At 67.9% G+C, this 17,651-nt stretch carries 17 protein-coding genes; 8 read left to right on the top strand and 9 right to left on the bottom strand.

The annotated features are described in order from the left end of the window. The first annotated feature begins 123 nt into the window (after nt 1-123). Nucleotides 124-672, top strand: a complete 549-nt coding sequence (locus C8J47_RS09345) for an adenine phosphoribosyltransferase (RefSeq protein ID WP_121885467.1) — start codon at nt 124-126, stop codon at nt 670-672. Between the two features lie 343 nt (nt 673-1,015). Further along, the gene (locus tag C8J47_RS09340; protein WP_121885466.1) at nt 1,016-1,735 is read left to right on the top strand and encodes a hypothetical protein; all 720 of its coding nucleotides are present in this window, start codon (nt 1,016-1,018) and stop codon (nt 1,733-1,735) included. Between the two features lie 269 nt (nt 1,736-2,004). Here the strand turns inward: C8J47_RS09340 and C8J47_RS09335 are convergent, their stop codons facing one another. The 3 genes from C8J47_RS09335 to C8J47_RS09325 all read right to left on the bottom strand — a co-directional run bounded on the left by C8J47_RS09335 (nt 2,005) and on the right by C8J47_RS09325 (nt 5,346). Next, nucleotides 2,005-2,466: a MaoC family dehydratase gene (locus C8J47_RS09335; RefSeq protein WP_121885465.1), complete on the bottom strand. Its 462-nt coding sequence runs from the start codon at nt 2,464-2,466 to the stop codon at nt 2,005-2,007. 11 nt (nt 2,467-2,477) lie between these two features. Continuing rightward, nucleotides 2,478-3,782, bottom strand: a complete 1,305-nt coding sequence (locus C8J47_RS09330) for an ectonucleotide pyrophosphatase/phosphodiesterase (protein ID WP_404969266.1) — start codon at nt 3,780-3,782, stop codon at nt 2,478-2,480. A 274-nt stretch (nt 3,783-4,056) separates the two neighbouring features. Then, nucleotides 4,057-5,346 carry a hypothetical protein gene (locus C8J47_RS09325; RefSeq protein ID WP_259467465.1) on the bottom strand — a complete coding sequence of 430 codons (1,290 nt, stop codon included), beginning with the start codon at nt 5,344-5,346 and terminating at the stop codon, nt 4,057-4,059. Here C8J47_RS09325 and C8J47_RS19495 point away from each other — a divergent pair. Then, nucleotides 5,345-5,659 carry a hypothetical protein gene (locus C8J47_RS19495; RefSeq protein ID WP_259467464.1) on the top strand — a complete coding sequence of 105 codons (315 nt, stop codon included), beginning with the start codon at nt 5,345-5,347 and terminating at the stop codon, nt 5,657-5,659. The two genes, C8J47_RS09325 and C8J47_RS19495, sit on opposite strands and share 2 nt — an antisense overlap. 45 nt (nt 5,660-5,704) lie before the next feature. Here the strand turns inward: C8J47_RS19495 and C8J47_RS09320 are convergent, their stop codons facing one another. Next, nucleotides 5,705-6,025, bottom strand: a complete 321-nt coding sequence (locus tag C8J47_RS09320) for a hypothetical protein (RefSeq protein WP_147454304.1) — start codon at nt 6,023-6,025, stop codon at nt 5,705-5,707. A gap of 275 nt (nt 6,026-6,300) precedes the next feature. Between C8J47_RS09320 and uxaC the strand changes: the two genes are divergently transcribed. From uxaC to C8J47_RS09305, 3 genes are read left to right on the top strand one after another with little or no spacing between them, the layout of a single operon-like run. Next, nucleotides 6,301-7,713, top strand: a complete 1,413-nt coding sequence (gene uxaC / locus C8J47_RS09315; RefSeq protein ID WP_121885462.1) for a glucuronate isomerase — start codon at nt 6,301-6,303, stop codon at nt 7,711-7,713. Next, the gene (locus tag C8J47_RS09310; RefSeq protein ID WP_183129066.1) at nt 7,710-9,164 is read left to right on the top strand and encodes a mannitol dehydrogenase family protein; all 1,455 of its coding nucleotides are present in this window, start codon (nt 7,710-7,712) and stop codon (nt 9,162-9,164) included. Before uxaC ends, C8J47_RS09310 begins: the two co-directional genes overlap by 4 nt. Continuing rightward, nucleotides 9,161-10,165 (top strand): sugar kinase, encoded by a 1,005-nt coding sequence (locus C8J47_RS09305; protein ID WP_121885461.1) that lies wholly within the window; start codon nt 9,161-9,163, stop codon nt 10,163-10,165. Before C8J47_RS09310 ends, C8J47_RS09305 begins: the two co-directional genes overlap by 4 nt. 2 nt (nt 10,166-10,167) lie before the next feature. Here C8J47_RS09305 and C8J47_RS09300 read toward each other — a convergent pair whose 3' ends face one another. From C8J47_RS09300 to C8J47_RS09290, 3 genes are all read right to left on the bottom strand, one after another. Further along, a complete protein-coding gene (locus C8J47_RS09300; protein WP_259467463.1) occupies nt 10,168-11,097 on the bottom strand; it encodes a 2-hydroxyacid dehydrogenase in 930 nt (309 codons plus the stop codon). Nucleotides 11,098-11,187: 90 nt separating this feature from the next. Beyond that, nucleotides 11,188-11,409 (bottom strand): hypothetical protein, encoded by a 222-nt coding sequence (locus tag C8J47_RS09295; RefSeq protein WP_121885459.1) that lies wholly within the window; start codon nt 11,407-11,409, stop codon nt 11,188-11,190. A gap of 72 nt (nt 11,410-11,481) precedes the next feature. Continuing rightward, a complete protein-coding gene (locus C8J47_RS09290; RefSeq protein WP_183129065.1) occupies nt 11,482-13,125 on the bottom strand; it encodes a Na+/H+ antiporter in 1,644 nt (547 codons plus the stop codon). A 178-nt stretch (nt 13,126-13,303) separates the two neighbouring features. On the opposite strand from C8J47_RS09290, the gene C8J47_RS09285 reads away from it, so the two are divergent. Further along, complete coding sequence (locus tag C8J47_RS09285) at nt 13,304-14,353, top strand: CaiB/BaiF CoA-transferase family protein (RefSeq protein ID WP_121885458.1); 1,050 nt, start codon at nt 13,304-13,306, stop codon at nt 14,351-14,353. Nucleotides 14,354-14,368: 15 nt separating this feature from the next. Here the strand turns inward: C8J47_RS09285 and C8J47_RS09280 are convergent, their stop codons facing one another. Then, nucleotides 14,369-15,397 (bottom strand): glycoside hydrolase family 5 protein, encoded by a 1,029-nt coding sequence (locus tag C8J47_RS09280; protein WP_259467462.1) that lies wholly within the window; start codon nt 15,395-15,397, stop codon nt 14,369-14,371. A 137-nt stretch (nt 15,398-15,534) separates the two neighbouring features. On the opposite strand from C8J47_RS09280, the gene C8J47_RS09275 reads away from it, so the two are divergent. Next, entirely contained in the window at nt 15,535-16,602 is a 1,068-nt protein-coding gene (locus C8J47_RS09275) for a cupin-like domain-containing protein (RefSeq protein ID WP_121885457.1), read from the top strand. Between the two features lie 10 nt (nt 16,603-16,612). Here the strand turns inward: C8J47_RS09275 and C8J47_RS09270 are convergent, their stop codons facing one another. Then, nucleotides 16,613-17,635, bottom strand: coding sequence for a cupin-like domain-containing protein (locus tag C8J47_RS09270; RefSeq protein WP_259467461.1), 1,023 nt, complete (start codon nt 17,633-17,635; stop codon nt 16,613-16,615). Between the last annotated feature and the right edge of the window lie 16 nt (nt 17,636-17,651).

Raw genomic sequence — 17,651 nt, 5'->3', positions numbered from 1 at the left:
GCGGTAAGGGCGCACGGATAGAGGGAGCGGCGGACGGGCAAACAGCCTGATCCGCCGCTTTCGTTTTGGCCGTAGCGCCGCGCCGCGATACGGCCGCCGCTTCGTGCGAAGAAGGGAACGTCCATGTCCGAGACCAAAGAGCGCAATGCCGACCTGAAGGCGCTGATCCGCACCATCCCGGACTTCCCCAAGCCCGGCATCCAGTTCCGCGACATCACCACCCTGCTGCTCAACCCGCAGGGCTGGGCGACCGCGATCGAGCGGATGGTCGCGGCGGTTTCCGGCCCCGTCGATCTGGTCGCCGGCATCGAAGCCCGCGGCTTTCTCTTCGCCGCCGCGCTCGCCGCACCGCTGAAGGCCGGCGTCCTGCTGATCCGCAAGGACGGCAAGCTCCCCGGCACCACCATCGCCGAGGACTATGCTCTGGAATACGGCACCGACCGCATCGCGATTCACGCCGACGCCTTCGCCCCCGGCGCACGCGTCCTGCTGGTCGACGACCTGATCGCCACCGGCGGCACCGCCCGCGCCGCCGTCCGCCTGCTCCACAAAGCCGGCGCGGTGGTCACGCAAGCCCAGTTCCTGGTCGACCTCCCCGACCTCGGCGGAGCAGACGCGCTCCGCACCGACGGCATCGAAGCAACCGCCCTGATCCACTTCCCCGGACACTGACCGCGCGCCGACACTCGTCGCCTAATAGAGGGCACGCGTACCCCAATACGGCGCCACCCCGGCGTAGGCCGGGGCCCAATTGGGAAACGCTGCTAACGGATGACTGCGCGCCGTTATTTCTTCATCGCTATTGGACCCCGGCCTTCGCCGGGGAGGTAGTAGTTGCGGTTTGCTTCACGGATTAATCCCCGCCGACTGCGAGGCCTGGTAGGATTGAACAGATCGCGCGCGCGCCAACCCCAAACCGCGTCAGACCCCATTCATGGAACTCGCGATACACCGACTCCGTTGTACGACGAATAGCGGCGCGTTGGGTCCGCTCTCCACGTACGGGAGACTCTCCATGTTCATGAAGCGCTTCGGCATCATCGGCCTAGCCTTGGGCCTCGGACTCGGCGTCGCAGGCTGTACCGACGGGTACGGCTATGGCGGCGCAGGCGTCGGTTACGCCAGCGATCCCTATTACGGCGGCGGCGGTTACGGCGACGGCTATTACGGCGCGGGCTATGGCGGAATCGGCGGCGGGTATGGCGGCTACGGCCTCGGCGGGCTGAACTCCTATTACGGCTGGAGCGGCGATTATTATTATCCCGGCTCGGGCGTTTATGTCTACGATCGCTATCGCCGACCGCACCGCTGGAACGGCAACCAGCAGCGCTATTGGCAGGGTCGCCAGCAGTATCGCGGCAATGGCTTTGACGGGCGCGGCAACTGGGGCGGGTTCGCCAACCGCGGTGACCGCGGCAATCGCGGCCGAGACGGCGGCTGGCGCGGTAACCGCCCTGGCAATCCCGGCACGCCTGGTCAGGGCCAGTTCGGCAACCGCGGTCCCGGCCGCGGCTGGGATCGTGGGCGTGGTCCCGATCGCGGCCAGTTCGGTCAACCCGGCCAGCCGGCGCAGCCCGGACAAGTCGCCAACCCCCAGCAGCCACAAGCGCAAGGCGGCTTCCGCGGCAATCGCGGCGACGGTGCGTTCCGAGGCAATCGCGGCGGCGGCGGCCAGCGCTTCGGCGGTGGACGGCAAGGCGGCGGTAACCGCGGCGGCGGTCGTCCGTCGCGGTAACTAGGAAACGTTTGGTTCACGCGAAGGCGCAATGGCGCGAAGAGAAGGTTTAGATTTCGCGCAGAGGCGCAGAGGCGCAGAGGGTTGTTTGGGGCTAGGGCGGCGAGCCTTCGCGGTGGCAGCGAAACTCACCCGAGGCTCTGCCATGCAAAAATCTCTCCGCGCCTCTGCGCCTCCGCGCGAACAAACCTTCTCTTGGCGACTTAGCGCCTTCGCGTGAATCAATACTCGATGACAGCCCGTCGCCCCTCAGAGCCAAAGCTCGCCAATTAATCGGCTCGCGCATCTGTGGGGCGCGTCGCGACGAGGCCGTTCGACACGAACGTCATCACCATCACGTCGTCCTGGTTGAACACCCGCATCCGGCTCTTGAAGATCCCCATCTCCGGCCGGCTCGCCGACACCCGCTTCTCCAGGATCTCGGTCTCGCAGCGCAGAGTATCGCCCGGATAGACCGGCTTGATCCACTTCAGCTCGTCGATCCCCGGCGACCCAAGCCCGGCCTGCTGGTTCTCCTTCAGATGCGCGACCAGCATCGCCATCGTCATCGCACACGTATGCCAGCCGCTCGCCGACAACCGACCGAAATGCGTCTGCGCCGCCGCCTCGTCGGACAGGTGAAACGGCTGCGGATCGTATTTCGCCGCGAAGTCCATCACCTCCTCGCGCGTGACCCCGTAGTGCCCGAACGACGCGGTCCGACCGACCTCGATATCCTCGAAATACTGCACAACCTCTCCTCTTATCGTTGCAGTACCTTCTGGAAGGGTGCGTCGGTGCCGTCCAGCCCCGCCTCGGCCGGCAACCCGATCAGATCGCGCAGCAAAGGCTCGATCGCAACGTTGTCGAAACTCGCAATCGTCTTGCCGCGAGCAAACGCCGGGCCGTTGGCGATGAACAGCGCGCGCATCTCCGGCGCCATGTTGTCATAGCCGTGCATGCCGCCGACCGAAGCCTTGGTCGGCGCGCTCGGATCGACCCGCCAGCCGACATCGGCAAGGCACAGATAGCTCGGCACCCGCGGGTTGCGGCCATAATGGAACCGCGCCGGGATCTCCCCCTTGCGCCAGCATTGCAGGTGATCGTGTGGCTTCAGCAATCGCGCCTCCAGCGCCGACTCATGCCCCGGCACCGCGAACAGAGTCGCGTACGGCCCGGTCTCGACGGTACGATAGTCCGCCTTGTCCGCGATCGCGTCGAGCGCCACGACGCGCGTGCTGCTCGTCGCCGCCATGCCGTGATCCGCGACGATCACCAGGTTCGCCCGCTGCCCAAGCGCGGCCAGCCCGTCGACGAGCACGCCAATGCTCGCATCGACATCCGCCACCGCCTGAGTCACCCCAGCACTGTCCGGCCCACCCGCATGACCCGCGCTGTCGACCGTATCGAAATACAACGTCACCAGTTTAGGCCGGATCGCGGCCGGCCGCCGCATCCAGTCGAGCACCGCATTGACCCGCTGCGTTCCCGACACCTGCTGGTTGAACTGCTGCCAGTCCTCCGGCCGCGTACCGCCCTCTATCGCCCCGTGGCTGTCGGGCTTCACCTTGCCGCCGACCGCGACGTTCGCGCCCGGCCAGAACATCGTCGCGGTCCGGATCCCGGCCTTCTCCGCATCGACCCAGATCGGTGAACTTTCGCTCCACCAGAACGGATCGTCCGTCGTCATCGTGAACGTCTCACCCGGCCGCGCGGGATCCTCCATCCTGTTCCCGACGATCCCGCTGCGATCGGGGCGCAGACCGGTCACCAAAGTCCAGTGATTGGGAAAGGTGATGCTCGGAAACGACGGCCGCATGCTCGCGAAGACGCCGCCGGTGCGCAGCCGGTTGAGGTTTGGAGTTACCCCCCGATCGAGATAATCCGGCCGGAAGCCATCGATCGACACGAGGATGGTAACCGGCGCGCGAGCCTCGCGCGGCATCGCAGCCGCCGCCGTTGACACGGGGGCAGGTGCAGTAATCGGCGCAAGGGCGGGGGGCGTATACGGATACGCACACCCGGCGAGCGTCAGCCCTAGAAATGCGAGCACAGTCGTCTTCATCATAACCGTTCGTCCCGAGCAGGTGCCGACTTCGCGCGATCCCTACTCGGCACGAACGGCGAGCGAAAGCGACCGTTTGCATGGGCTAGCGGGCCGTCCAAGGGGAAGCACCACCCCGGCGAAGGCCGGGGCCCAGTTGGGGAACGTTGCTGATCGGCGTTGCGCTTCGTTACTGCCGCATACCCAATTGGACCCCGGCCTCCGCCGGGGAGGTAAAGGAGGTGCCGGGCAGGTAAAAGGAGGTGGTCGCCCGCAACACTCAGCACCAGCCGTCGGCCTACAACCCCACCGCCAGCTTGCTGAACAAGGTCCAGCTCACCGGCGTCTTTCCATACGCCGCCTCCAGCGCCTCCGGCTTGGCATACGCCGCCACGGTCCCGCCAAGCGCCAACCCAAGCGGCCCCACGATCGGCAGCCGGTACGCATACCCGACCTCCGCCTTCGTCACCCGGAACTTCCGATCATGCAGCGGATCGTCGTGATCGGGAAACAGCTCGTCGTTCGCCACGTTCTCGAGCCTGCCGAACACCGCATGCCGCGGCGTCAGCTCATACGTCGCCTCCGCCAGGAACGCGCTCAGCTTCTCCCCCGGCACGCGGTCCTTGAGACTATACGCGAACGTCGTCGCCAGCCCGCCCCGCGCATATTGCACACTCGCGGTCGAGCGGTTCTCATCCTCGCCCGGATGCTGCGCCTCGGGCTCCTTCAGATGGCCATGGCTCACCTGCACCGCCCAGAACGGCGACGGCGTCCACGTCCCCCGCACGCTCCAAGAATCGAGGCGCGGAGTCTCGATATTCCAGCGATGCTCGTCCGGCTCGCGCCCCTTGAACGCCGACGCCTCCAGCTGGAACGCGGGCGTCGCATACCCCGCCGTCACCACGCCGTAGGTGATGTGCGTCGAATCGAACCAGTGATGCGTGATCGGCGACATCGGCTGATACCGCGCCGACCCCCGGTGCATGAACGCGCTCGGCCCCAGCGCCGGCTCGCCGACCGGCCCGCCATACAGGAAGACGGTGTTGCCGTTCCCGAGCCGGTAATCGACCTTCGCGGCAAGCTCCATGAACAGGTCGTGCGGATGCTGCCGATCGACCAGCGGACGGTCGTTCGCCAGCTCGCCGGTCGCGAACAGATTGGTGTAGCCGCGCGCGCCCATCAGCGGCTCGAGGCTGTTCATCGTCCGCAGCTGGATATGGAACCGGTCGCCCAGGTCGCGATCCGCCATCAGCATCGCCATCGACTGCACGAACGCTTCGCTCTTGCCGCGCGGCCCCCCCTGGTCGGTCGCGACGCCCCACGCATAGCCATGCGCCATCAGCATCCACCCGCCTGCCTGGGTCATGTAGCCGCGCATCGGTCCCTCGGCCGCCGGTAGCCGCGACGTCCCGCTACCCTGGCTGTAGAAGCCCGCGGACGTCCCCATCGCCATCCCCGCCATCGCCGAGCCCGCCGGCATCTTCGCCACTGCCGCATCTGACGCCGCCCGGTAGGCCGGGTCGGCGATCATAGGGTGCCCCATCGCAGCATGGGTCATCGCGCCATGATCCATCTGGGCATGGTCCATGGCCGCACGGTCCATCGAAGCGTCAGGCATCGGCCTCTGGTCCATCGACATCGTGGAAATGGCCGGCGTCGCGCCCGGTGCCGATTTGGCCTGTTGGTCGACCGCTCCGTGTGTTGTGGGAGCCGGCGTGGCAGCCTTGGCCCCGGTCCTCACCGGGACGCGCATCGTCTTCCTTGTCTTTGTCTTATTGGCCCGCACGCGCGCGTCCGGCATTTGCATGGTCATGCCTAAACCATGTTGCGCAGCCGCGGCATGGGGCAGGCACAGCGCCGCGGCACTCGCCGCGAGCAGCATCGATCGTGTCATCGTCTGAAATCCCGATAAAGCATGAAGGTCAGGGTGCGGTTGCACCCGACGATCATGCGGTTCGGGGTGGTGGCAGCACTGGGGCGGCGGTCATGCCGATGTCGAATACGGCGGCTCGCTCGACCGGTACGGCGGCCGCGGCCGGCGGGACGTGATCGATCTGCGCCGCGGTCCAAGCCGAAGGCGGAATGCAGCCAATGCAACCGTGCGGCGCGACCGCTTTGTGATCGGCCTCTTGTCCCATGCCTTCCGTGGGCGCGCTTGCCATCGCCGGCATCGCATGCGGAGTCGTCGTGGACCTGCCATGACACGCCGCGGGCGCTGCGGCAGGAAGCGCGAATGCGGCAAACAGAAGCACCAGGAAAAACCGCATCAGCATATGATCCGGGTAAGGTCGCACCGCCGCGCGATCAACCCCGTTGCACGGTGGCGTGTCCGATCCGGCCGTGATCGTCTTGCCACCGTTTTCAGCAAGCGCGACAGCGTGGGTATCATTGTCGTGTCATCCGAATGCCGCACGCACCTCCTGGCCTGTGCTGCCTTGCGTGCCTGCATTCATCCGAAATATCCGCTAATCGGCCGGATACGCGAGCCCGCCGGACTGCGCGGACTTGAATGCGGTACAGCGTATGCGGCAGGAGTAATGGCATGACTCGTCCTCTCGAACTTCATCCCGACCGGCTGTTTCCCGCCGATCCGACCACTCGCGACATCGCCCGCGCGCTGTACGCGGAGATCGCCGACCTGCCGATCGTCAGCCCGCATGGCCATACCGATCCGACCTGGTTCGCGGACAATCGCAACTGGACCGACGCGACCTCGCTGCTGCTCGCGCCCGATCATTATCTGTTCCGGATGCTCTACAGCCAGGGCGTCGACCTCGATGCGCTGATGATCCCGGGCAAGGATGGCAAGGCGACCGCGGATCCGCGGTCGGCGTGGCGGACGCTTGCCGCGCATTACCCGCTGTTTCGCGGTACGCCGTCGCGGATGTGGCTCGATCACGTGTTCGCCGAGGTGTTCGGGTTCGACGTCGCGTTCGAGCCGGCCACCGCGGACCTGTATTTCGACACGATCGGCGAGAAGCTCGCGACCGAGGCGTTCCGTCCGCGCGCGCTGTTCGACCGGTTCAGGATCGATTTCCTCGCCACCACCGAAGGCGCACACGACAGCCTCGACGCGCACCATCGCATCCAGGCCAGCGACTGGAACGGTCGCGTCGTGACGACCTATCGCCCGGACGGCGTGATCGATGTCGAGCACGAACAGTTCGCCGGTGCGCTGCGGCGCTTCGGCGAGCTGACCGGCGAAGATGTGTATAGCTGGCAGGGCTATCTCGCCGCACACCGCAAACGTCGCGCCGATTTCCGCGCGGCGGGCGCCACCGCGACCGATCACGGCCACCCGACCGCCGCGACCGCGAACCTGTCGACGCCCGAGTGCGAGGCCTTGTTCGCGCGCATCGTCGGCAACGCCTGGACCTCAGCCGACGCCGAACTCTTCCGCGCGCAGATGCTGACCGAGATGGCAGCGATGAGCATCGACGACGGCATGGTCATGCAGATACATCCCGGCTCGGTCCGCAATCACAATGCCGGACTGTTCGCCAGCCACGGCCGCGACAAGGGTGCGGATATCCCCGGCCGCACCGATTACGTCCATGCGCTGAAGCCGCTGCTCGACCGGTTCGGCACCTCGACCGAGTTGTCGATCATCCTCTTCACGCTCGACGAGAGCGTCTACGCGCGGGAGCTGGCGCCGCTCGCGGGCCATTATCCGTGCCTCAAGCTGGGGCCGAGCTGGTGGTTCCACGACAGTCCCGAGGGGATGCGGCGGTTCCGCGAGATGACCACCGAGACCGCAGGCTTCTACAACACCGTCGGCTTCAATGACGATACGCGCGCGTTCCTGTCGATCCCGGCGCGGCACGATGTCGCGCGGCGTGTCGATTGCGGCTTCCTCGCGCGGCTGGTCGCGGAGCACCGGCTGGAGGATTGGGAGGCGGCGGAGCTCGCGCACCAGTTGACCAGCGACCTCGTGCGCAAGGCGTACCGGCTGTGAGGCTGTCCCGCGCCACCCTGGCCGCACTCGCCGACGACGTCGCGCAGCCCGCTACGTCGGATGCGCCCGTACGACGTATCGTCCATCTCGGGATCGGTGCGTTCCACCGCGCGCACCAGGCGGTCTACACGCAGGATGCGATGACGCCGGACGATGGCTGGCGGATCACCGGCGTATCGCTGCGATCGCCGCAGGTCCGCGATACGCTCGCGCCGCAGGACGGTCTCTACACCGTGACCGAGCGATCGAACGGTGCGACCTCGACCCGGCTGATCACCGCGATCGACACGGTGCTGGTCGCCGCAGAGGATCCGCAAGCGGTGATCGCCGCGCTGGCTGACGTCGACACGCACGTCGTCACGCTGACCGTCACCGAGAAGGGCTATTACCGGCACCCGGCAAGTGGCGCGCTGCTGACAGACGATCCCGCGATCGCCAACGATCTCGGCGGCGGCGTGCCACGGACGATCTTCGGCTATCTCGGAGCGGCGCTGGAGCGGCGGCGCAGCACGGGGGCGGGGGGGCTGACGCTCGTCTCGTGCGACAATCTGTCCGGCAACGGCGCGCTGTTGATTAGCCTGCTGACCGCGTTCGTCGACCACCGCGATCCCGATCTGGGCGCGTGGGTCCGCGCGCATGTCGCCGCCCCCGATACGATGATCGACCGGATCGTGCCGGCGTCGACGCAAGCCGAGCGCGCGAGCGTGGCGGCGGCGATCGGCGTCGACGATGCCGCAGCGATCGTCACCGAGCCGTTCCGCCAATGGGTGATCGAGGACCGCTTCGCCGGCCCGCGCCCGGCCTGGGAGACCGCGGGCGCGCAGATCGTCGACGACGTCGCGCCGTTCGAACTCGCCAAGCTGCGGCTGTTGAACGCGAGCCATTCGACGCTGGCCTATGTCGGGCTCCAGCTCGGCCACGCGTTCGTCCATGAAGCGATCGCCGATCCGGTGCTGCGCGCGTTCGTCGTGGCGCAGATGCAGGAGGAGGCGGTACCGAGCCTGACCGCCGCGGCGGGGCTCGACCCCGACGCGTATATCGACGCTATCCTCGATCGCTTCGCCAACGCCGACCTGCATCACCGGCTCGATCAGATCGCGATGGATGGATCGCAGAAGCTGCCGCAACGCTGGATCGCGACCGTGACCGACCGGCTGGCACAAGGACTGGACAGCCCGCGGCACAGCCTGAGCCTCGCCGCATGGATCGCCTACACAGCCGACGCCCCAGGTATCTCGGACGATCCGCTGCGCGATCGTTTCGCCACGATTTGGGCGGAGTTGGCACGCGATCCGCGCCAGGTCGTCGCGCGCTTCGTCGCCGAGCTCGGCATATTCCCCGCGCAGTTCGACGACGCGATCGTCGATTCGCTCGCCCAGTCCGTTGCGACATGGCGTGCGGAAGGTCCACGGGCCGCGCTGCAAGCAGCGGTAGGGGAGTTCGACGCATGACCGGCACGGTGCTCTGTTTCGGCGAGATGCTGTTACGCCTCGCCGCACCCGATCGCGGGCATCTGTTCCAGGAAGCGCGGCTCGACGCGCATTTCGGCGGCGCGGAGGCCAACGTCGCGGTCGCACTCGCGCGGCTCGGCGAACCCGCCGCGGTGATCACGACTTTGCCGCACGGATCGCTCGGCGACGCAGCACTGGAGTCGGTCCGCGCCGCCGGCGTAGACGTTGCGCGCGTCAAGCGCACCGACGGTCGGTTGGGCCTGTATTTCCTGTCGCCGCCGAGCGGTCCGCGGGGCGCGCATATCGTCTACGACCGCCTCGACAGCAGTTTCGCGGTGGCGCCGTCCGACGCCTATGACTGGCCCGCGCTACTCCAGGGCATAGACTGGCTGCACCTGTCGGGGATCATCCCCGCGATCGCCCCCGAGGCGGCACGGCTGTCGCTCGACGCGATCGCCGCGGCAAAGGCGGCGGGCGTGCAAGTCTCGTTCGACGGCAATTTCCGCGCGAGCATGTGGGCGCGCTGGTGCGTCGATCCGCAGCAGATCCTCGTCGATCACGTCGCCGGCGCCGACCTGCTGTTCGGCAGTCACCGCGACATATCGCTGCTACTCGGCGAGGACTTTGCGGGCGACACCCCCGACGCCCGGCGGCGCGCCTGCGAGGCGGCGTTCGTGCGCTTCCCCAGCCTGACCTGCATCGCCTCGACCGCGCGCCGGGTCATCGATGCCGACACGCACGAACTGTCCGCGCGAGTCGATCGCCGCGACGCCGCGTTCGAGACCGAGACGATTCTCGTCACCCAGATCGTCGACCGGATCGGTACCGGCGACGCGTTCGCCGCCGGCGTGCTGTCGCGCCTGGATGAGGGTTGCGAGGCTGCTGCCCACTGCGGCCTGGCAATGGCGGCCTTGAAGCACGCGACGGCGGGCGATCACAGCCGGACGACGCGCGCCGATCTCGCCGCGTTCACCGGAGCGCCCGCCGACGTTCGACGCTGACCTCAGCGCGGGTTCGGCGTTTCCGAAACCGGGGTGAGCGCCTTGCCGGTGTCGAACCAGGCACAAAGATTGTCGACGACGAGCTTCCCCATCGCCTCGCGCGTGTGCTGCGAGGCCGAACCGATATGCGGTAGCAACACCGTGTTGGGCAGTGCGCGCAGGCTGTCGGGGACGTTGGGCTCGTCGGCATAGACGTCAAGGCCGGCTGCCAGAATCGTCCCGTCCTGCAACGCCGCGATCAGCGCGTCCTGATCGACCACGCTGCCACGCGCGACGTTGATGAAGATGCCGTCCGGGCCGAGCGCGGCGAGAACGGCGGCATCGACCAGATGCTGCGTCCCCTGACCGCCGGGCACGATCGCGATCAGCACGTCGCAGGCGGCGGCCAGCGCGACCGGCGTTGCGTGATAGTCATAGCCTATGTCCGACTGCTGCGAGCGGCCGTGATAGGCGACCGCGACGCCGAACGCCTCGAGCCGCCGCGCCACTGCCTTGCCGATCGCGCCGAGCCCGAGGATGCCGATCCGCCGTCCGCGCAACGTCGGCGACAGCGGAAAGGGGCCTTGCGCCCATGCGCCGGTGCGGACGTGGCGATCGGCCTGCGGGATGCGGCGCAACGTCGCGAGCAGGAGTCCGAGCGTCAGGTCGGCGACCTCTTCGTCGAGCACGCCGGGTGTGTTGGTGACGACGATCCCGCGCTCGGCGGCCGCCTTCGCATCGATGCCGTCATAGCCGACGCCGAAATTCGCGACGATCTCGAGCGCGGGGAGCCGGTCGAACCAGTCGCTGCCGATCCGCCCCGCCAGCGAACTCGCCGAGAGGCCGCGGATGCGGGGCCCCACGGTCGCCAGGAAGGCATCGGGGTCGGCATGGTCGCGCAACTGGTGGACGACGAATCGCTCGCTCAACGCGACGGCGACGCTTGGAAGCATGGGCGCGGGTATCAGTATCTCTGGTCGGGTCATGCCGTGGCTTTAGGCGTTACCCGGCGCGCCGGCATCCCCTTTTGCAGCTTCGACCGTTCAGCCGGGGATGCCCCAACTGGCCTCCTCGTTGGCCGCCGCCGCGGTCTTGACGAGATGTTCGACATAGTTCTGGAAGATCGGGACGGTGAACGTCACCAGCGTCGGCTCGCCCTTGGGCTCCTTGAACGTCAGGATGACGAACCGCTGGCCGTCCTCGTCGAGCACGAGGCCCGCTTCCATCGCGCCGGGGCCGCTGGGGGTGATGACGGTCGCTGCCATGTGTCTCGCCTTTACGAAATGTCCGTGGTTATCGCCGAGCGCCTTAGCGGTGCTTGCCGCCAAGCAGAAGGATCACACGCGGTAGCGCGCTTCGAGCAGGTCCAGCTCGCGCATCATCTTCTGCGCGGTGGCGCTGCCGATCCGCCGGTCGCGGACCCGCTCGACGACCGAGGCGCGTTCGGCCTTGATACCCGCCAGCCTGAACGTCCGCTCGAGCTGGTCCTGGAGCCGCGCCTCCGCGGACGCCTTGGCCGATCCGGTGCGGCTCTCGATCCGCTCGCGGTACAGATCCATCACCCGGGTCCCCGCCGCGGAATAGAAGTCGGCGTTGCCGTCGCGCTCGGCCAGGTCGTGTTGTGCGACCTCGATCGCGCCGATCGCCGCCTCGGCCGCCGCGACCCGGGCGGCATCCTCCTCGGCCTGCAACGAGGGTTCGGGCGGCATGGTCAGGCCGTTGAGCAGGATCGGCAAGGCGATGCTGGCGACCGCGAGCGACACGATGATCACCCCGGCGGCGAGGAAGATCGCGAGATCGCGCGCCGGGAACGCGGTGCCGTCGGTCATCGTCAGCGGGATCGTCAGGACACCCGCCAGCGTGATCGCGCCGCGCACGCCGGCCAGCGACATCGCCGCCACCAGCCGCCAGTCGGGGCTGTATTCGGGCTTTTCCGAGCCGCGATGACGCCGCCGCAGCAGCGTCAGCCGCAGCGAAACCCAAACCCAGCCGAACCGCAGCGTCGCCAGCCCCGCGACGATCGCCAGCACGTACAGGCCGAGCCACCACGTGCCGTGATGCCCGGTCAGCAGCACCGTCGCCTTGGCCCCGGCGAGGATCGCGGGAAGCTGTTCGCCCAGCAGCACGAAGATGATGCCGTTGAGCGCGAACTGGATCGTGTCCCACACCGAGTTCCGGCGCATCCGGGTGGCGGCCAGCGCCTGCCGCGAGATTTCCGCGAAGGTCATCGTCACGCCCGCCGACACCGCCGCGAGGATCCCCGACGCGTGGAGGTGTTCGGCCATCAGATAGGACCCGAACGGGATCAGTAGGCTGACCAGGATCTGCGACCCGGGCTCCTCGCCGAACCGTCGCGATACCCACGCCTTCGCGCGCGTGGCGGCGAGCGTGACGAGGACGCCGACCGCCAGGCCGATCCCCGCGACCCAGACGAAATTGGTCGCCGCCGCCGACGCGGAGAACGTACCCGTCAGCGCCGCGGCGATCGCGAAGCGCAGGCACACCAGCCCCGACGCGTCGTTCAGCAGCGATTCGCCTTCGAGGATATGCATCATCCGCTTGGGAATCGGCACGCGCGCGGCGATTGCCGAGACCGCGATCGGATCGGTCGGTGACACCACCGCCGCGAGCGCGAACGCGACCGCCAGCGGCATCGCCGGGATCATCCAGTGGATGAAGAATCCCATCCCGACCACAGTCAGAAGGACGAGCCCGAGCGCGAGTTCGACGACCGTCGACAGATCCTTGAGCAGTTCGTCCTTGGGGATTCGCCAGCCATCGAGAAACAGCAGCGGCGGCAGGAACAGCAACAGGAACAGCTCGGGATCGAGCTCTACGCGATACGAGGTCGACAGCCCGATCACCGCGCCGAGCAGGATCTGCACCAGCGGGGTCGGCACCGACACCGGCACCATGCGCGACACCGCGCCGCTCATTACCACGGCAAGCAACAGGAACAGGACGATCGATACGGCTTCCAAACGGCACTCCCAGCGTCGGCTCACACGTCAGTACCGGGCGCGGTCGGGGTAGAACAACCCCGCACGGACCGAAGCTGCCGGCAAACTGGGCAGGAACGCGTGGCCTTCGATGCGGCGTTAGGGCACAACTTCGCGATCCAGCACCCGCTGGCCGCACGCTTTGGGATCGGGACGACGCATGGGCGACAGCGAGGCAGGCGCAGGGTCGAGGAAGACAGGGCCGCTCGCCGGCGTCGTGGTCATCGAATTCGATGCGATCGGGCCGGTACCGTTCGCTGCGATGATGCTCGGAGACATGGGGGCGGACATCGTCCGCATCATCCGGCCGGGCCGCACGTACAGCGCCAGCGCGGATGGGCCGGCCTTGGGGCGGGGACGGCGGACCGTGGAACTCGACCTCAAGACGCAGGTGGGGCGCGCCGATGCGCTGGCGCTCGTCGCAACCGCCGATGCGCTGCTGGAGGGGACGCGGCCGGGCGTGATGGAACGGCTCGGGCTCGGCCCCGCAGATTGCCATGCTACCAATCCGACGCTGGTTTATGGCCGAATGACCGGCTGGGGGCAGACCGGACCGCTGGCGCAGGAGGCAGGGCACGACATCAACTATCTCGCGCTGACCGGCGCGCTGCATGCGATCGGCCCGGCGGAGCGCCCGATACCGCCGCTCAACCTGGTCGGCGATTATGGCGGCGGGGCGATGATGCTCGCGCTCGGCGTCGTCGCGGGCGTGCTGGCCGCGCGGGGCGGGGGGCCGGGCCGGGTGGTCGATGCGGCGATGACCGACGGCGCCGCGTTGCTGTCGAGCCTGTTCTACACGCTCGGCGCAGTGGGTCAGTGGGACGACCGACGCGCGGCCAACCTGCTCGACGGCGGCGCGCCCTTCTATCGCTGTTACGCATGCGCGGACGGCAAGCATGTCGCGGTCGGCGCGATCGAGCCACAATTCTTCGCCGCCTTGCTCGCCGGGCTGGACGTGGCGGACTGGCGCACGGTGCAGCACGACCGCACCCGCTGGCCCGAGATGGCGGCGGCGTTCGAAGCCGCGTTCGCCACGCGTCCGCGCGATGCCTGGGCGGACCATTTCGCCGGCACCGATGCCTGCGTCACCCCCGTCCTCGATCTCGCCGAAGCACCGCACCACCCGCACAACGTCGCGCGTGGTACCTTTATCGATGGCTACCCGGCGCCGGCGCCGCGCTTCGCCGCTGCGGTCTCGAACGAGCGCTAGATCATCGCGGCCTGGTCACGGTGTGCCGACCAGCGCCTGACGGATCGGCTCGACCCAGCGGTCGTGATCGATATCGTACACGATGAAATCGCTGTCGAACTGCCAATAGGCCCAGGGGAAGTCGTGCGCTTCGGCGGCCTTGCGGACGATTGTGGCATAGCGCGCGCGATCGGCGATCGGCGTGCCGCTTTTGTCGTAGGCGCCGAACTCGCCGAGCAACACCGGCCGCGCGTGGGCCTTGCTCCACGCCGCGACGGTGTCGATGTCGGCGCGGATCCGGGTCTCGTCGGCGGGCGTCAGCGGAATGCCGTGCAGATCGCGATTGTCGGACCACGCGGCACCCTGGTGGGTAAACCGGAACGGCTCGTAATAATGGAACGTGACCAGGATATTGCGATCATCCGCTGGCAGCGTCAGCGTGTCGAGCTTGCCCAGATTGTTCCAGTTGGTCGGCCCGACCACGAGCGTACGATCCGGGTTGCTGGCGCGCACGACCGGGATGATCTGCGCGAGCAGCGCGTTCCAGCGGTCGGCATCGAGCTTGCCGTGCGGTTCGTTCAACAGTTCGAACAGCACGGTCCGCGGCGCCGTCCGATAGCGGTCGCCGATCTGCTGCCAGAACGCCTTGAGCTTGGGCGCGCAGGCATCGGGGTCGTCCGAGCACAGGTTGAAGTCGTGCTCGTCGATGATGACCGACAGCCCGGCATCGGTCGCCTGCTTCACCACGCGGTCGAGCGTCGCGAGCCAGCGCGGATCGAGCCTGTTGGCGGTGTCCATATGGCTGAAGGCTTGCAGGGCCAGCCGGATGAAATCGAAGCCGCCTTTGCGGATGATCGCGAAATGACGCGGCTGAAAGCGCGCGCGCGACGGGTCCTTCCACACGGGATCATAGCCGAGCACGTTGACCCCGCGGTGCAGCCGGGCCGCGGTCGCGAACGCGTCCCCGGCAGGGGCCGCGCGGGACGCACCCGATGCGCTGACCGTACATGTCATGCTCGCCACCAGCGCCACCGCCATCGCAACCAACGGTTTCCACCTGATCATCGCGCTCTCTCCGTCCGCCTGCGACTCAGCGCGCCGACGTCGGTGCGGGGCGGTCTGGCGATCGGTATCACACAGGAGGCCGCCGAGGCTGTCAACGCACTGTCGTCGCGCGTTTGCAGCCGCTATCGTCCCGCACGATGTCGTCCGTCCCACCCCCTGCAACCGATCGCTTCGTCACGGGTCACGCCGCTACCGCTCGCCGAGTCGCGGAGCGCCCTGCCGTAAATGCCGCCGCGTTCGCCAGCGAGGTCGTGACGACGTTTCAACCCGTCGTCCTGCGCGGACAGGTGCGCCATTGGCAGGCGGTCGCGGCCGGCCGCGGCGGCGACCGCGCGATGGCGGAGTATCTCGCCGCGTTCGGCGCCCCCGGCGGCAAGCCGCTCGACGTGATGATCGCGCCGCCCGAGGTCGAAGGTCGGTTTTTCTACGCCGACGAGACGCTGACGCGCTTCAACTTCCACCGCCAGCAGGTCCCGATCGGTGCGCTGGTAGCGGAGCTTCTGCGCTACGCCGAGACCGACGCCGCTCGGCCGCACACGCTGTATGCCAACGCGGCGACCGCGCCCGAGCATCTGCCCGGCTGGGAAGGCGCCAATCCACTCGATCTCGGTATCGATGCGCCCGCGCGGTTGTGGATCGGCAACGCGACGCGGATCGCGACGCATTACGACACGTCGATCAATATCGCATGCGTGGTGGCGGGACGGCGTCGCTTCACGCTGTTCCCGCCCGACCAATTGCCCAATCTCTATGTCGGGCCTCTCGATCATACCATGGCCGGCCCGCCGTCGAGCATGGTCGACCCCGACGCTCCCGATCTGACGCGCTACCCGCGGTTCGCCGACGCGCTCGCGCACGCGCAGGTCGCCGAACTCGAACCCGGCGACGCGCTCTTCATTCCGCCGACCTGGTGGCATCACGTCCGTGCGTTCGGCCGGCTCAACGTGCTGGTCAATTACTGGTGGGAGCATCGCTCGGGCGCTGCGTTCCTTGCGCTGGTCCATGCGATCGGTGCCGTCCGCGATCTGCCGGTCGCGGAAAAGCAGGCGTGGCACAGCTGGTACGAGCATCTCGTCTTCGCACCGGATGCCGCGCAGGCTGCCGACCATCTGCCGCCGTCCGCGCGCGGCATTCTCGGACCGGACAGCACGGATCGCACCGGCAGGATCCGTCAGTTCCTGATCAACATGCTGCAACGGCCGTAGTGCCCGCAAGTCAGGACCGGTTGAGGCTCTGTCGCAAGGCTGCGCGCATCTGTTCCAGCCCGTCGCGGTCCGCCTCGCCGAGCACGCCCCTGACGTGGGGTGGCAAATGCGCCGCGGAATCGCCCTCGGTACGGAACACGAGATGGTCGAACATGGTCCGCCACACCCGCCGCTGGTCCTCCGGCAGCGTCCGCAGCGAGAACAGCGCGAGCAGCAGCGCGTCATAGGGGTTCGCCATGCCCTGGGGTGCAGGATCCCACCAGTAATTGCATAGCATGTTGACCGGCGCGAGCGACGCGACCGCGTGCCACCAGTGGAACGGGATATACAGCGCGTCGCCCGGTTCGAGTGTCGCTTCCCGGGCGTTTTCCATCGCTTGGGCGAACCGCGGATAGCGCTCCAGGTCCGGCGAGTCCGGGTCGACCATGCTGACCGGCGTGCCTGCGGGCGTCAGTTCGTACGGACCCATGTACAGGTTCGCGACCTGATCGGGCGGGAAGAGCGTGAAGCGGCGGCGACCGGCGATGACGACCGCGATGTTCTCCATCAGATCGTAATGCGTCGCCACCCGGATCGCGTTGCCGAGCCAGAGCCGCGGCACGACCTGCGTATCGACCAGGTCAATGCCCTGCTCGGCGGCAAAGCCCGGCAGCAGGTCGGGGGCGGGGATCGACTGCACCGCCATCGCGTACGGTTGCGCCACCGTGCGATCGCGCAACAGCCGGTCGAGGAACGGATCGAGCGGTGAGCGTCCGCGGGTGAAGTTGAGTGCGGTCATGTCAGGCTGGTAAAAGAAACGCCCTTCGATCTCGGGCGGCCCGACGATCGCGCCGACCGGCTCGACATGGCTGAAGGTCTTGAGATAGTCGACCAGCGTCTCGTCGGAGGTCCGGGCGGCGCGCACTGCCGGCCAGTCGGCGGCCAGACCGCGCAGGACCACAGGCTGCGCGGCGGGGCGTATCTCGGCGTCGAAGCGCGCGCGGTCGATGCCGTGCAGTTCGGCGATCGGGGAAGGGGTGGCGAGACGCGTCACGCGTGGGCAGGCCCCG

Origin of the sequence: Sphingomonas sp. PP-F2F-G114-C0414 (assembly GCF_003688595.1) — a bacterium.
Taxonomy (GTDB): domain Bacteria; phylum Pseudomonadota; class Alphaproteobacteria; order Sphingomonadales; family Sphingomonadaceae; genus Sphingomonas.
Note: the sequence above shows the minus strand (reverse complement) of the source record. Positions and strands in the feature narration are given on the sequence as shown.